This is a genomic window from Actinophytocola xanthii (genome assembly GCF_001921205.1).
In the GTDB taxonomy this organism is placed as follows: Bacteria; Actinomycetota; Actinomycetes; order Mycobacteriales; family Pseudonocardiaceae; genus Actinophytocola; species Actinophytocola xanthii.
In genome coordinates this window covers 1-14,498 of sequence record NZ_MSIE01000040.1, presented here as the reverse complement: position 1 = coordinate 14,498, position 14,498 = coordinate 1, and the positions used below count along the sequence as shown (strand labels likewise).

The window sequence follows — 14,498 nt, the reverse complement described above, 5'->3', positions numbered from 1 at the left end:
CCCCGTATCGAGTTACCGCCCGGGCGGGAGGGGTAAGCCCGGACGATGACGGTTCGATTCGCGCAGTGGACAGTGGACGTGCGGGACACCGACCGGATGGTCGACTTCTGGTCCCAGGCCCTGGGCTACCACCACGTGGACCGCGGCGAGGACGGCTCGGCGAAGCTGCTCCCGTCCTCCGACGCCCCGCCCGAGGTGCCCACGTTGTGGCTGCAGAAGACCGGCGAACCCAAGCACGGCAAGAACCACAACCACCTCGACCTCCGCCCCGTGGACGGCGACGTGGACCGCGAGGTCGAGCGGCTGGTCGCGTTGGGCGCCCGCCACGTCGACATCGGCCAGACCGGCACCGAGAGCTTCGTCGTCCTGGCCGACCCGGAGGGCAACGAGTTCTGCGTCCTGCGGTCGGAACCTCGGCGCGCCCTCGGGTCACCCCGCCCGTAGGCGGGCCACGGCGGCGCTGAGCGTGCGGACACCCCGTGTCGACGCCGGTTCCAGGCCGACCAGCTCGCGGACCCGGTGCAGGCGGTAGTCCAGCGTCCTCGGGTGGATCCGTAACTCGCCCGCCGTGTTGAGCCGGTTCATGTCGTGCCGGTAGAACGCGTCCAGGGTGCGCACCAGGTCGGGTCCGGCCGCGAGCCGGCGGGCCAGGTCCCGCAGCCACTCGTCGACCTGGGGGAGCTCGGTCACGCCCAGCTCCACGAACACGTCCCGCAGCGTGGGTATGTGGCTGGGCACCGTCTCCGGCGGCGACACCCGGTTGACCCGCCTGGCGAGTGTCAGGGTCTCCCCGAGAGCCCCGGTCGGGCCCTGCGCCGCCCCGGTCGAGCAGGGCCGGTCGACCAGCTCCGCGAACTCGCGGGCCAGCGTCAGCGCGCGGTGTTCGAGCTGCTCGCCGCCGTTCGTGCCGCCGTTCGTGCCGCCGTTCGGATCGTCGGCGGGAAGCACGGCCACCAGCTCGTCCGGCTCGTACCAGGCCATCGGCACCCGCTCGCGACGCAGCAGCAGGTCGACCACCTGGTCACGCCGCCCGTCGCCCGCCGCGAAGGGCATGCCGAGCACCCGCATCACCAGGACGAGGTGGCGTTGCGCCAGGCGCAGCTCGAGGCTCTCCGCCAGGTCGGCGGCCAGCACGCTGTCCTCGAGCAACGCCTTCGCGAGCTCGGCGAACCTGTTCACCACCGGCAGGCACTTCTTCTGCCCGGCCAGGTACCCCCTGGTGTAGGCCTGCTGGGCGGCCAGGCCGTTGGTCGGCAGCCAGGCGAGCATGGCCATCAGGTGGTCGAGCTGGTTGGGGGCGGCCACCTCCTGGATCTCGCGCAGGGTCAGCATCGAGTGGAGCAGCAGCACGCCCCGCTGGTCGGCCAGGGACACCCCCTGCGCGCCGCGTTCGGCGCCGAACGCGGTGAGCGAGGCCAGGTCGGTGGCCTCGAAGGGCGCCCCGTCCGCGGCCAGCTCGGCCTCCCGCCGACGCAGCAGCACGGCGAAGTCCAACATTCCGGCCCGGACGGTCGGCTTGGCCGCCGCGGCCCGGAAGTCGGCCAGCTCGTTCGTGTAGACCTCGACCGCGCGCTTCGCGTTGCGATCCACCCGCTGGCGCAGCACGGTGAACAGACCAGTCACGTCGCATACCTCCTCGCGCGGGTAGGGTGCCCCGTCCGACTGGACAACGACTGGACGGGAATTCCTTGCGACTCCCGCCGATTGCTGGTTACGTCGGGACCTGACGACGGTGCGGGGGCCTCGACGGCGATGTGGAGCGGCCGGAGGTGGGGCCGGGGTGCGGATCCAGGTGCTGGGGCCGTTGCGGGTCTGGCACGGCGACGAGGAGGTCGACCTCGGGCCGCCGGCGCGGCGTGCGGTGCTCGGCCTGCTCGTCCTGGCGGGCGGCGAGCCGGTGCCCCGCTCGGCGCTGGTGGACCTGCTGTGGGGCGAGCGGCCACCGCCGAGCGCGGTCAACGTGCTCCAGACCCACGTCAAGCACCTGCGCCGGCTGCTCGAACCGGACCGCCCCAATCGGGCCCGCAGCGACCTGCTGCCCCACGTCCGCGGCGGGTACGCCCTGCCGGTCGACCCGGCACGCGCCGACCTGCCGCGGTTCCGCGGCCTGGTCGCCCAGGCGAACGCGGCCCATCGCGACGGCGACGTCGGCCGGGTGGCACGCCTGCTCGGCGAGGCACTCGAGCTGTGGCACGGACCGCCCCTCGTGGACGTGCCGCTCCTCGCCGACCACCCCACGGTGGTCTCGCTGCTGGCCGAGCGCCGGGTCGCGCTCGCCCGCTACGGCGACGCCATGATCGAGCTCGGGACCGCCGCCGAGGTGCTGCCCGCCCTGGTCGAGGCCGCGGTCGAGCAACCGCTCGACGAACCGGCGCAGGCCAGGCTGATCCGCGCCTACCACGCCGTCGGCGAACGGGCGAAGGCCTTCCAGACCTACCAGCAGGTGCGGCACCGGCTGGCCGAGGAGCTCGGCGTGGACCCCGGCCCGGAGCTGCGGGCCGCCCACGGCGCGCTGCTGCGCAACGACAGCGACGACAGCGACGACGGCAACGACAGCGGGGCCGGCACGACGGGGCCTGGGCGGGGCGCGGCCACGCCGGCACCCGCCCAGCTGCCCCCGGACGTGTCGGGGTTCACCGGGCGGGCGGCGGCGCTGGCCGCCCTGGACGAGATGGTTTCCGGCACCGGCCCCGCGGTGCCGATCGCGGCGGTCTGCGGTGCCGGTGGCGTCGGCAAGACCGCACTCGCCGTGCACTGGTCCCACCGCGTGCGGGGGCGGTTCGCCGACGGGCAGCTCTACGCGAACCTGCGCGGCCATGCGCCGATGCCGGCGGCGCGGCCGATCGAGGTGCTGGCCCAGTTCCTCCGGGCGCTGGGTGTCCCGGCAGAGCAGGTCCCGACCGAGCTCGAGGCCGCGTCGGCGCTCTACCGGACCATGCTGGCCGACCGGCGGGTGCTGGTGGTGCTCGACAACGTGGCCCGCCCCGACCAGGTCCGCCCGCTGCTGCCGGGCAGCCCCGGCTGCCTGGTGCTGGTCACCGCACGGGACCGGATGGGCGGCCTCGTGGCTATGGACGGGGCACGCCAGCTCTCCCTCGACGTGCTCACCCCGGAGGAGGCGGCGGCGCTGCTCTCGACGATCCTGGGCGAGCAGCGGGTGGCGGCCGAGCCCGAGGCCGCCGGCGAGCTCGCGAAGCTGTGCGTGTACCTGCCGCTCGCGCTCCGGATCGCCGCCGCCAACCTCGCCGACCGGCCCTACCGGGGCGTCGCCGACCACGTCCAGGAGCTCCGCGAGGGCAACCCGTTGGCCGCCCTCGAGGTGCCCGGGGACGAGCAGGCGGCCGTGCGCACGGCCTTCGACCTGTCCTACGCGGCCCTACCGGACCGGACGCGGCTGCTGTTCCGGCTGCTCGGCCTGGTGCCCGGGACCGACTTCGGCCAGGAGGTGGCCGCGGCGCTGGTCGACCTGCCGGTCGCCGAGGCCGCCCAACACCTGAACCGGCTCGCCGACGCCCACCTCGTCGAGCAGCACACCCCCGGCCGGTTCCGCTTCCACGACCTGCTGCGCCGCTACGCCGTCGAGCAGACCGAGGAGCACGACCCGCCGCCGGTCCGGCAGGCGGCGACCGAACGCCTGCACGAGTGGTACCTGCACGGGGTGGACCGGGCCGCGGGCCTGCTCTACCCGCACATGCTGCGGCTGCCGGTCCCGGCACCGCGAGGGCTCCCGGTCGAGGCGCCGTTCGCCGACCGGTCCGCCGCCTCGAACTGGCTGGACGCCGAGCGGGGAAACCTCGTCGCGACCGTCCGCCACGCGTCGCCGGCCCCGGCCGCCTGGCTGCTCGCCGACTCGCTGCGCGGGTACTTCTGGCTCTGCCAGTACTTCCTGGACTGGCAGGCGGTCGCCGAGGCCGGCCTGGAGGCCGCGACGACGGGGGGAGACGAGCGGGCCCGGGCGGCCGCCCGGCTCAGCCTCGCCGACCTGTACCAGCGGCAGAGCCGCTACCGCCCCGCGGTCGAGCACTACGCCCACGCCCTGGTGCTCGCCCGGCGGGCGGAATGGTCCGCGGGACACGCCGCCGTCCTCGGCAACCTGGGGTGCGTGTACTGGCAGGCCGGGCGGCTCACACCGGCGGTCAGCCACTTCGACCGCGCGCTCGAGCTGAGCCGGCGCACCGGCCATACCGCCGGGGAGGCCGTCACCCTGGGCAACCTGGGCCTGGTGCACTGGGAGCGGGGTGAGCTGCGCCGCGCCGCCCTGCACTGCGCGCAGGCGCTCGAGCTCTACCGCCGGATCGGTTCCCGCTACGGGGAGGCGATCAACCTCGGCAACCTCGCGCGGATCCGGCACGCGCTCGGCGAGGACGTCACCGAGCTGCTCGAGACGACCCTGGCCCTGCACCGCGAGGCCGGCGACCGCTACGGCGAGGCGGAGACCCGCACCCAGCGGGCAAGGACGCTGCGCGACCGAGGCGACCTCGGGGCCGCGCTGGACCAGGCCCGCTCGGCGCTCGCGCTGGCCAGCGACATCGGCGACCCGCGGAACCAGAGCGAGGCACTACACACTCTTGGGACGGTGGAGCACCGCCTCGGCAGCGTCCCGGACGCGGTGCGCCACCTCCGCGAGGCGCTGGACCTGGCCCGCCGCAGCGGCGACCGGTACCCGGAGTGCGAGGCGTTGACCGCGCTCGCCCTCGCCTGCGGTGACCCCGAGTACGCCCGGGAGGCGCTGGCCACGGCGCGCTGGGCGGGCTACCGCGTGCAGGAGGCCCTGGCGCTCAACGCGATCGCCGAGCTGTCCGCCGCGGCCGGTCGCGGCCGGGAGGCCGCCGACTACGCGCGCAAGGCGCTCGAGGCCCTGCGCGGGACCGACCACCGGGTGGCGGGCCGGCAGGTGTCGGCCGTGCTCACCGGTCACGAAAACCGGTGAACCGGCGGCCCAACTTTGCACACAAGTCACGAAGACGCGGCCGTGGCCGGGACCCAACACTGTGCGGAGGGAGGGAAAACACCATGAGACTTCTGATCACGACCTGCGCCACGGCACTGCTCACCGTGGGTGTCGCCCCGGGGGCCGCCGCGACACCGTCGGCACCGGAGCCGGCCTGCGACACCCCGAGCCGAACGGCGACCGAGACGGTGGTGAGCACCGCCGACGGCCGGACACTGTGGACCTACACGCACTCCGTCCGGTACTGCGTCGAGGGCGGGAAGATCTACCACGTCGACGACCCGACCGGCGACGTCACGATCATCGACGAGAGCTGCGGCTCCGACAACCGGCTCCAGGACTGGAGCAAGGGGGAACCCGGCGGGGAGACGGTCAACACGTTCACCATGGGCCTGGTGTCCTGCGACCCACCGGACGCCGAGCCCTACCAGGTGAACCCGTGGGTGATCCTCGATGTGGCGGCGAACGGGAACCACGAGGCGAAGAAGGGCATCCAGCCCCGCTGAGCCCGTCCTACTGAGCGCGTCCCACTGAGCCGGCGCCACGTGCGCCGGCCCACCGAGCGGCGCCGCCAGCCGAACGGCGGCGGTCCCAGCAGTCCGCGGACAGCACCGCCGCACCTCGTTCCGACGACGGCGTCTCCGCCGGTCCCGTTCGCAGGGCCCCCGACACCTCGAACGGGACCGGCTTCGCCGTGTCCGGGCCACCCGCCAGCTCGGCGGGACCCCGCTCGTGTTCGCCCGGTCGAGTCCAATGAGCACGTGGGGAGATGAGCCCCCGCCCGACCGCGCGCAACATGGGACTGTCATGGACAGTCACCAGGCCACCTTCCTCCTCCTCGACCTCGCCGTGATCATCGTGCTGGCTCGGCTGTTCGGCCTGCTCGCGCGCAGGGTCGGCCAGCCACCGGTGGTCGGCGAGATCGTGGCCGGGGTCCTGCTCGGGCCGAGCGTGCTCGGCGCGACGCTGTCCGAGTGGCTGTTCCCCCTGGACAGCCGACCCTTCCTGGCGGCCCTGGCCAACGTCGGCGTTGCGACCTTCATGTTCCTGGTCGGCCTCGAGCTCGACGCCGGCGCGCTGCGCAGGCGGGGGCGGGTCGCGGCGGGGGTCGCGGGAGGCGCGTTCCTGGTGCCGTTCGCGCTGGGCTCCGGCGTGGCGTTCGTTCTGGCGGCCGGCCGGCCCACCGCCCACCTGGGCGGGTTCGTGCTGTTCATGGGCGTGGCGATGGCCGTGACAGCGCTGCCCGTGCTGGCCCGCATCGTCGAGGACCGAAACCTCGGCCGGACCTTCCTCGGCGGGGTGGCTCTGAGCAGCGCGGCGGTCGGCGACGTGCTGGCCTGGTCGCTGCTCGCCGGCGTCGTGGCGGTTGTGGGGCTCGGCGAGGACCAGTGGCTGCTGCTGCTCGCCGTGCCCTACCTGGTCGTGATGCTCGGCGTGGTCCGGCCGCTGCTGCGCCGGCTGGTCTCCGGGCGCGAGGTGACGCTGGGGCTGCTGGTCACCCTGATGGCCGGGCAGCTGCTCTCGGGTGCGGCGACCGAGTGGCTCGGGCTGCACTTCATCTTCGGGTCGTTCCTGCTGGGGGTGCTCGTGCCGCGGGGCAGCGACGGGAAGGCGGGGGAGGCGGTCCTGGCCCGCGTCGGCGAGCTGAACACGATCCTGCTGCTGCCCGTGTTCTTCGTCGTCGCGGGGCTCGAGGTGGACCTGTCCCTGATCGGCGTTCCCGGCCTCGGCGAGCTGGCGCTGATCGTGGTGGTCGCGGTCGTGGGCAAGGGCCTCGGAGCGTTCCTCGGGGCGCGGTGTACCGGTGTCGACCCGCACGGGTCCGCCGTGCTGGCCGCGCTGATGAACACCCGCGGGCTCACCGAGCTGATCATCCTCACGATCGGTCTCCAGCTCGGCCTCCTGGACGCCGAGCTGTACTCGATGATGGTCGTCATGGCCGTGCTGACGACGGCCATGACCGGACCGCTGCTGCACCTGCTCGGGGCGGGCCGGCCCAGACGAAGCCCGCCGGCTCGTCCCCGGCGGAGGAGCGAGCTGTCCCCTGCCGCCGACCGGGTCGACCCGTCACGGTAGCCACCGCCGCCGAGCTGGTGGTCGTCCCTCACCCGATCGTGTGTCCTAGGTGGACATCCGCGGCCGTCGCGTGGTCGCATGGCACCGGTGCCAGGGCGGGAGGTGTCGGCGTGTCGGTGCGGTGGGACGCCGAGCTGGTTCGGGCCGGCGCGGTACGGGCGCTCGAGCTGCTGGACACCCAGCCGGAGGAGCGGTTCGACCGCATCACCCGGTTGGTGCGCGACATCCTCGGCGTGCCGATGGCGTTCCTGTCGTTGATGGCGCTGGACCGGCAGTTTCTCAAGTCCCGCGTGGGGGTACCGTTCGAGCAGACGCCGCGGAGCGAGTCGCTGTGCACCTACGCGCTCAAGCTCGGCGACCTGCTCGTGATCAACGACGCGGTGAACGACCTTCGGTTCTCCGACCACCCCACGGTGGTCAAGTCGCCGCACATCCGGTTCTACGCCGGCCAGCCGCTGCGCGACCCGTCCGGCCAGCTGCTCGGTACGCTCTGCGCCGCCGACACCGAGCCGCGCACGTTCGACCGCAGGGACCGGGAACGGCTCACCGGTCTGGCCCGGTGGGCCGAGCTCGAGCTGGTCGCCGTGCAGACCGAACGCCAGAACGAGCGGGTCCAGCGCTCCCGCACCGACTTCGTCTCGATGGTGAGCCACGAGCTGCGCACCCCGCTCACCTCGGTTAGCGGCTCACTCGAGCTGATCTCCTCCGGGCAGATGGGAGAGCTGTCGCCGGAGGTGGACCAGCTGGTCGGGGTCGCGGTCAACAACACCAAGCGGCTCATCCGCCTGGCCGACGACGTGCTGGTGTACTCCCGCCTCCAGCACGGGGCGCTGCGGCTGCGGCTGGACCAGTACGAGCTGGCGGCGATCGTCGGGTCGGCGGTCGAGTCGGTCGCCGAGGTCGCCCGCTGTGCCCAGATCACGCTGCACGCCGCGCCACCCCGGATCTGGCTGCGCTGCGACCACGACCGGCTGGTCCAGGTGCTGACCAACCTGCTGGCGAACGCGGTGCGGGTGTCACCGCCCGGGGCCGCGGTGGTGGTCGACGGCGAGCTGGTCGACGACATGGTCCGGATCGAGGTCTCCGACCGCGGCCCCGGCGTGCCCCAGCACGAGCTGGACCGGATCTTCGAGCCCTTCGTGCAGCTGGGAACGGCGGCGCCGGGCGGGGCGGGCCTGGGCCTGGCGATCACCCAGGGAATCGTCGAGGCGCACTGCGGGTCGGTCACCGCCCGCGCGCGGCGGCGGGGCGGCACCACGGTCAGCGTCGAGGTGCCCGTGCACGGCCCGGACGAGGACCGCCCCTGGTGGTGACCCGGCGCTCACCCGGCCGGGAGCAGCCGTTCGACCCGGAACGGGGCCAGCGCATCGCCGACGTCCTCGCCGAGGACCTCGGCCGCCACCAGCTCCCCCGCGTGCACGCACAGCGTCGCGCCGCTGTGCGAGACGGCGAAGTGGAAGTTGGGCAGCCGGGCCACCCGTCCCAGTACCGGTAACCCGTCGCCGGGGATGGGCCGGTCGCCGACCCGCACACTCGCCACGGTCGCCGCGCTGAGCCCTCGGTAGAGCGCGGCACCGGCCGCGAGCACCCGGTCGACGGCTGCCGGCGGCACGTCGGGCTCGCCGCTCTCGGTCACCCGGGCCGCGCCGTCGATCTCCTCGGAGTGCAGCAGCACCCGGTCGGCCCGGTCGGGCCGCAGGTGGACCTCCGGGGCGTGCACCACCCGGGAGATCCCGACCGCGACCGGCGAGGTGTGCACGAGCACCCCGCGGGTGTTGCGCATGGGCAGGGGCAGGCCGGCGAGCTCGGCGATCCCGGCCGCCCACGGGCCGGCGCAGTTCACCATGGCGTCGGTCGCGAGCCGATCCCCCGAGGAGAGCCGCACGGCACGCACGGCTTCGCCGGACACGTCCAGCCCGGTCACGGCGTCGCGGACGAGTTCGGCGCCCCGGGACGTGGCGACCGAGAGGAGGTGGTCGACCAGGCGAGCCGGGTCCACCCAGCCCTCGTCGGGGAAGTAGGCGATCTCCTCGGCCGGGAGGGCGGCCGGGTCGAGGTCGGGCTCGAGGCGCAGCACCGCCTCCCGGTCCAGCCAGCGTGCCCGGTACCCGTAGTCGAGGACCCCGGCCACCTTCGCGCGCAGCCGGGCGAGCGCCGCGTCGTCGCCGGCCCACTCCAGGTTGCCGCCGCCGTGGTACCAGTCGCTGCCGGCTACCTCGGCCGCGAGCCGCCGGTGTGCCGCCATCGCCGCGACCGAGAGGTCGTGGTAGGACCGTGGCTGCTTGCCGCAGGAGTTGGTCCAGGAGAACGTGGCTCCGGAGGTCCCGCCTGCCGGCGTGGCGGCCTCCACGACGCTGACGTGCGCACCTCGTCGGCTCAGCGCGGCGGCCACCGCGGCCCCGTACACCCCGGCCCCGACGACGACGACGTGCTCGGCCATGGCGCCACTCCCGTCTCCCGACTGTCTACAGTGGACTAGAGGGTTCCGGTCGGGTGCCGGCGAGCTCGATCAGGGCGGGTACGACGTCCGCCGGCGCCGGCATCTCGGCGATCTCGGCGGCGACGCGCGTCGCGGTCTCGGCCGCCGTGGCGTCGGCGAGGAGCGCGCGTGCCTGCTCGGTCACCGCCTCGGCGGTGACCTCCGGACCGACCAGGCGGCGGCCGGCGCCGAGCTCCGCCACCACCTCGGCGTTGACGAACTGGTCGGCGCCCCGCGGGAGGAGGAGCTGGGGCAGGCCGGCGGCGAACGCGCCCAGCAGCGTCCCCGTCCCGCCGTGGTGTACGACCAGGTCGACGTGTGGCAGCAGGCGGGCCTGGTCGACGAAACCCTCGACCTGGACCGACGCGGGCACCTCGCCCAGCGCCGCCGGGTCGCCAGGGCCGGTCGCGACCAGGACGTCCACCGGCAGCCGGGACAACCCCTCGACCGCTGTCCGCAGCGTCTCCACGGCGCCGAACGCCACCGTGCCCAGCGTGAGGTAGACCAGCGGCCGCTCGCGCGGCGCGGTGGCGATCTCGGGCAGCGGAGCCGCTCCGCTCCACGGCGTCGGCCGGACCGGGATCCTGGTCGGGATGGCGTGGGTGGACGGATCCCGCAGACTCGGCGGCCAGATGTCCAGGCAGCGGTCGCCGGCCAGCGGGTCGTGCGGCGTCTCGCCCTCCCACACCCAGGCCAGCCGCTCGGCGGCCCGCGCCCGGACCGGGTCCGGCAGTGACCGGCCGATGATGTGGGACACGGCGGGCACCCCCGCCCGGCGCGCGGCCGCGACCGCGCCGACGTCGCTCTGCTCGTAGACGACGAGATCGGGGCGCCGGTCGGCCAGCACGGGGTCCAGATCGGTGGAGGTCCGACGGGGGAGGACGTCGGTGAACATCGTGAGGATGAGCTCGATGGGGTCGGCGCCGTCCCCACACCGGCGCCGGGCCTCGGCCTCCGCCTCGGCGACCCCGATGCCGGCCTCGTGGACCTCGAAGCCCTCCTGACGCAGCCGGGGCAGAAACGCGGCGCCGGTGGCGAAGGTCACCTCGTGCCCGGCGGCGCGCGCCGCGAGGGCGAGTGGCAGCAACGGGTGGAGGTGGCCGTGGGCGGGGCGGGCGGAGAAGAGCAGGCGCACGCACCGAACCTACTCCACGGCCCGCCCTGCCCGTCTTAGTCCAAAGTAGACAAGGTGCCGGGGCGGAACGGATCGAGCACCCGTCCCGCCCCGGTGTTCTCTACCAGCGTCAGCGTCAGCGGCGGAGGCGGACGACCTCGATCGTCTCGTAGGTGTTGCAGCCGATCGCGTTGCAGCCGGCCGAGAGCGCGTACGTCGCGGCCAACCCCCGCTGGAAGCTGCCGCTCTCCGGGACGATCTCGGCGCTCCACTCCGTGACGCCGTCGCAGCCCAGCTCGAGCTGCTCGAAGTCACCGACCACGTTGCCCTGCTCCTGTTCCTGCGACAGCCGGCCCTGGACCAGCGTGAGGTCGGCCTCGCCGACGCAGGTGTAGGTGCCGGAGATGGTCGCCGCGCCGGTCTCGCGGTTCACCCGACCCACCTCGTCGACGGTCATCGACACCTTCGGGGCCGGACCCGACTCCCGCACCTCGATGACCAGCTGTCCGCCGACCACCGCCGGGTCGTCGCTGAACGCCATGACGTAGTAGGTCTCACCCTCGACAGCCTCGAACCCGATCGACTGCGGGCCGCAGCTGACCAGGGACAGGTTGCCCGGCGTCCCGGTCGCCACGATCACGCCGGCGGCGAAGTCGGACTGCGACACGTCGACGAGATAGGCGGGGGCCGTGGCCTCCAGGCGGTACCAGACGCTGCCGTTGGTGACCGGTGCGCCACACGAGGCGTTGACGGCGGCGTCCTCCGCGTCGGTGGTCGCCTCGGTCGTGTCCACGGTGTCGGTGAACGGCACGGCGGTGATCTCGACGGCGTTCTCGATGGTGTCGTTCGTCGGCGGCTCCGCGCTGGCCGGCGACGCCCCCAGGACGATCACGGACGCGGTCGCGGCGACCAGGCCTAACGCCTGGCCGGTACGGACCAGTGACCTCATACCCATGGAACTCCTTTCCCCAGTGTCACGTGGTGATCACGCGACGCCACCCCGTAGGACGCCGCGGAGACGCGGTGCGTTGCTTCTGCAAGCAACCGGACCCGGTTTGCGGTCCCGGCAACCTTCGTTGGCGATCCCGCGCGGCGGGGTGCACTGTGGTCGCGAGAGCGAGGTGGGCGAGAAGTGGACGAGCGATACTGGGACGCCAGGTACGGCGGCGCGACGCGGCTGTGGAGCGGCGAGCCCAACGGGGTGCTCGTCGTCGAGGCGGCGGACCTTCCGCCGGGGCAGGCACTCGACGTCGGCTGCGGCGAGGGCGGGGACGCGCTGTGGTTGGCGAGCCGCGGCTGGTTCGTGACCGCTGTCGACATCTCCCGGGTCGCCCTGGCGCGGGCGGTCGCCGCGGCCGCGTCCCGGCCGGGGGCGGACCGGATCAGCTGGACGCATGCCGACCTGACGGCCACCGCGCCGCCGGCAGCTTCCTTCGACCTCGTCGTGGCCATGTACTGCCCGATTCCGCGCCGGCCGAACCATGCTGGCCTGCACGGCATCCTGGCCGCCGTGGCGCCCGGCGGGACCCTGCTGGTGGGCAACCACGACGTCCGCGACCACGCGGTTCCCGCCGAGGACCCCGCCGCCGACCCCAGCCTGTACTACGACTGCGACGAGATCGCCGCGCAGCTGGGCGCGGGGTGGACGGTGCTGGCCAACGAGGTTCGGGAACGGGTGAGTCCGGCTCCTCCCGGCTCCGGACACGTCAACGACGTGGTGCTGGTGGCTCGCCGGGACAATGGCGACCGTGATCGGACTGGTTCCTGAGCTGACGTGTCACATGAGCCGTTTCACCTGGGCCAGGGCAGCCGGCCGAGCAGCGACTCCAACCGCCGCCGCAGCAGGAGGAACAGCACCAGCCCGGCGACGATGATCCCACCTCCGAGCAGTGCGAGGCCGGTGCCCCACAGGCCCGAGTAGTGGTAGGGCCGGTTCTCCGCCGGGACGGTGGCCGCGAGCTCGTCCACCCGGTCCTGGATGCGCCGCTGCTCGCCCTCGCTCAGGCCGCCGTCGCCCAGCCGTTCGACCAACGCGGCGACCTCCTCGTTCTGCCCGGCGGTGAACCCCGAGAACGCGAACGGCGCCCCGAACGAGGTGTTCAGGTTCGTGCAGCTCATCGCCTCGCCCGTCTCGACGTCCAGATGCACGTCGACCGACGCCTCGCACCGGTCCCCCGACTGCCCGAACCCGACCTCGTAGGCGTTGCGCACGTCCCCCCGCTGGCCGATCCCCGTGACCAGGCACGCGAAGCCGAGCAGCAGCACCCCGCCGAGCAGAACCCGCGGAACGACCCGCGTGATGGACTCGCGCACGTCGCCAGTCTCGCGCACGCCGGCACCGTCCGGGGTGCCGGCTCAGGTGCCGGCCGGGCCTGCGCGGGCGGCTGCCACAATCACGTGGTGATCAATGACGGGACCGAAGCCGCGCGGCTCCTCGCGTGAGCGGCGAGGCGATCACCCCGCGCCGGTTCCACGAGGCCGTCGCGGACTGGCGCGTCCTCGGGCAGCTGGTCTGCACACACTTCCGGACGGAGTCGCTCGCGGCGGGTGCGCGGCTCGTGGCGGCGCTCGGGGAGCTGGCGCTGGACGACCACGTACCGGCGATCGACCTCCGGCCCGGCGGCGTCACGGTGCGGCTGGTCCCGACCGGCCACGGGTTGGGCACCCGGTCGGTCGAGCTGGCCCGGCAAGTCTCGGCGGTGGCGCGGGAGCACGGCGCGCTGGCCGATCCGACCGCGGTGCAGAACCTGGTCGTGACCGTGGACGCGCTGGCGGTCGGCGAGGTTCTCCCGTTCTGGCGGGCCGTGCTCGGGTACCCGGCCCGCCCCGACGCGCCCGAGGACGAGCTGGTCGATCCGCACCTCCGTGCTCCGGTGTTCTTCTTCAACCAGGCCGACGCCCCCCGGCCGCAACGAAACCGCCTCCACGTCGACGTCTTCGTCCCGCACGACCAGGCCCAGGCCAGGGTGGCGGCCGCGGTCGCGGCCGGCGGGCGCCTGGTCACCGACGAGCACGCCCCGGCCTGGTGGGTGCTGGCCGACGTCGAGGGCAACGAAGCATGCGTGGCCACCTCGGCCTGGTGAACCTCAGCCCTGCGCCGCCCGCAGGGCCGGTGCCACCTGAGCGAGCGCCTCGCGGAGCAGGTCCGGTAGCGACCGCTCGACCCTGACCACGACGAACCCGCCGCCGGTGTCGCTCGCGCGCACCCAGTGCGCCAGGGCGACCCGCGTCGCGGCCGAGACCGCGGCGGCCAACACGGCCGGGGCCAGGGCGGCGGCCCCGTCGAGCCGCTCCGCGATCGCCGACTCCAGGGGCTGCCGCATCGCGACCGCCGCCTCCACGTACTCCTTGCGCAGCCGCGGCGACGAGGTGATCAAGGCGAGCGCCTCGCCGGCCGGTTCGCTCGTGTACTGCTCGACCACCGCCTCGGTCACCGCCTCGGCGAGCGGTTCCTCGCGCGGCCGGGCACGCAGCGCCGCCGCGACCCGCGAGGCCCGCTCGGCGGTCACGGCGGCCACGATCGCCTGCTCCCGGCTGGAGAAGTAGTTGTTGTAGGTCCGGGGCGACACCCCCGCCGCCTCGGCGATGTCGTCGACGCGCACGTTCTCCGCTCCGCGCTCGAGCGCGAGGCGCAGCGCGGCCGCGCTCAGGGCTTCTCGGGTGGCGAGCTTCTTGCGTTCCCGGAGCCCACCGGTCTCGTCTGGCATGCGTGCAGCGTAGCAAAAGTGCGTGGGCGAATTTTTGCGTACACGCAAGTTTGTGTACGCTGTGGCTGGCACTCGTGATCGGAGAGTGCCAGCAGGTGCTCGACCAGGGAGAGGACCAAACCCCAGATGGCCAAGTTGATCGCGTTCGATGAGGACGCGCGCCGCGGTCTC

At 73.8% G+C, this 14,498-nt stretch carries 13 protein-coding genes; 7 read left to right on the top strand and 6 right to left on the bottom strand.

The features are described 5' to 3' along the window. The first annotated feature begins 45 nt into the window (after window positions 1-45). Complete coding sequence (locus BU204_RS21290; RefSeq protein ID WP_075127481.1) at window positions 46-444, top strand: VOC family protein; 399 nt, start codon at window positions 46-48, stop codon at window positions 442-444. On the opposite strand, the gene BU204_RS21285 is transcribed toward BU204_RS21290, so the two are convergent. Further along, entirely contained in the window at window positions 430-1,623 is a 1,194-nt protein-coding gene (locus BU204_RS21285) for a PucR family transcriptional regulator (protein WP_075127480.1), read from the bottom strand. The genes BU204_RS21290 and BU204_RS21285 overlap by 15 nt on opposite strands. A gap of 157 nt (window positions 1,624-1,780) precedes the next feature. On the opposite strand from BU204_RS21285, the gene BU204_RS21280 reads away from it, so the two are divergent. The 4 genes from BU204_RS21280 to BU204_RS21265 all read left to right on the top strand — a co-directional run bounded on the left by BU204_RS21280 (window position 1,781) and on the right by BU204_RS21265 (window position 8,340). Next, complete coding sequence (locus tag BU204_RS21280; protein WP_075127479.1) at window positions 1,781-4,930, top strand: AfsR/SARP family transcriptional regulator; 3,150 nt, start codon at window positions 1,781-1,783, stop codon at window positions 4,928-4,930. A gap of 83 nt (window positions 4,931-5,013) precedes the next feature. Continuing rightward, the gene (locus tag BU204_RS21275; protein WP_075127478.1) at window positions 5,014-5,457 is read left to right on the top strand and encodes a hypothetical protein; all 444 of its coding nucleotides are present in this window, start codon (window positions 5,014-5,016) and stop codon (window positions 5,455-5,457) included. 301 nt (window positions 5,458-5,758) lie between these two features. Further along, window positions 5,759-7,027 carry a cation:proton antiporter domain-containing protein gene (locus tag BU204_RS21270; RefSeq protein ID WP_075127477.1) on the top strand — a complete coding sequence of 423 codons (1,269 nt, stop codon included), beginning with the start codon at window positions 5,759-5,761 and terminating at the stop codon, window positions 7,025-7,027. Window positions 7,028-7,137: 110 nt separating this feature from the next. Further along, on the top strand, window positions 7,138-8,340 hold the full coding sequence (locus BU204_RS21265) for a GAF domain-containing sensor histidine kinase (RefSeq protein ID WP_075127476.1): 1,203 nt from the start codon (window positions 7,138-7,140) through the stop codon (window positions 8,338-8,340). Between the two features lie 8 nt (window positions 8,341-8,348). On the opposite strand, the gene BU204_RS21260 is transcribed toward BU204_RS21265, so the two are convergent. The 3 genes from BU204_RS21260 to BU204_RS21250 form a co-directional block, all read right to left on the bottom strand. Then, window positions 8,349-9,467 carry an NAD(P)/FAD-dependent oxidoreductase gene (locus BU204_RS21260; RefSeq protein ID WP_075127475.1) on the bottom strand — a complete coding sequence of 373 codons (1,119 nt, stop codon included), beginning with the start codon at window positions 9,465-9,467 and terminating at the stop codon, window positions 8,349-8,351. A 25-nt stretch (window positions 9,468-9,492) separates the two neighbouring features. Further along, window positions 9,493-10,641: a glycosyltransferase gene (locus BU204_RS21255; protein ID WP_075127474.1), complete on the bottom strand. Its 1,149-nt coding sequence runs from the start codon at window positions 10,639-10,641 to the stop codon at window positions 9,493-9,495. Between the two features lie 115 nt (window positions 10,642-10,756). Continuing rightward, the gene (locus BU204_RS21250; protein ID WP_075127473.1) at window positions 10,757-11,569 is read right to left on the bottom strand and encodes a DUF6299 family protein; all 813 of its coding nucleotides are present in this window, start codon (window positions 11,567-11,569) and stop codon (window positions 10,757-10,759) included. 183 nt (window positions 11,570-11,752) lie between these two features. Between BU204_RS21250 and BU204_RS21245 the strand changes: the two genes are divergently transcribed. Beyond that, window positions 11,753-12,388, top strand: coding sequence for a class I SAM-dependent methyltransferase (locus BU204_RS21245; RefSeq protein ID WP_075127472.1), 636 nt, complete (start codon window positions 11,753-11,755; stop codon window positions 12,386-12,388). Window positions 12,389-12,411: 23 nt separating this feature from the next. On the opposite strand, the gene BU204_RS21240 is transcribed toward BU204_RS21245, so the two are convergent. Beyond that, window positions 12,412-12,951 (bottom strand): hypothetical protein, encoded by a 540-nt coding sequence (locus BU204_RS21240; RefSeq protein WP_075127471.1) that lies wholly within the window; start codon window positions 12,949-12,951, stop codon window positions 12,412-12,414. 107 nt (window positions 12,952-13,058) lie between these two features. Between BU204_RS21240 and BU204_RS21235 the strand changes: the two genes are divergently transcribed. Continuing rightward, on the top strand, window positions 13,059-13,703 hold the full coding sequence (locus BU204_RS21235) for a VOC family protein (RefSeq protein WP_158073486.1): 645 nt from the start codon (window positions 13,059-13,061) through the stop codon (window positions 13,701-13,703). A gap of 3 nt (window positions 13,704-13,706) precedes the next feature. On the opposite strand, the gene BU204_RS21230 is transcribed toward BU204_RS21235, so the two are convergent. Further along, complete coding sequence (locus BU204_RS21230; RefSeq protein WP_075127470.1) at window positions 13,707-14,327, bottom strand: TetR/AcrR family transcriptional regulator; 621 nt, start codon at window positions 14,325-14,327, stop codon at window positions 13,707-13,709. Between the last annotated feature and the right edge of the window lie 171 nt (window positions 14,328-14,498).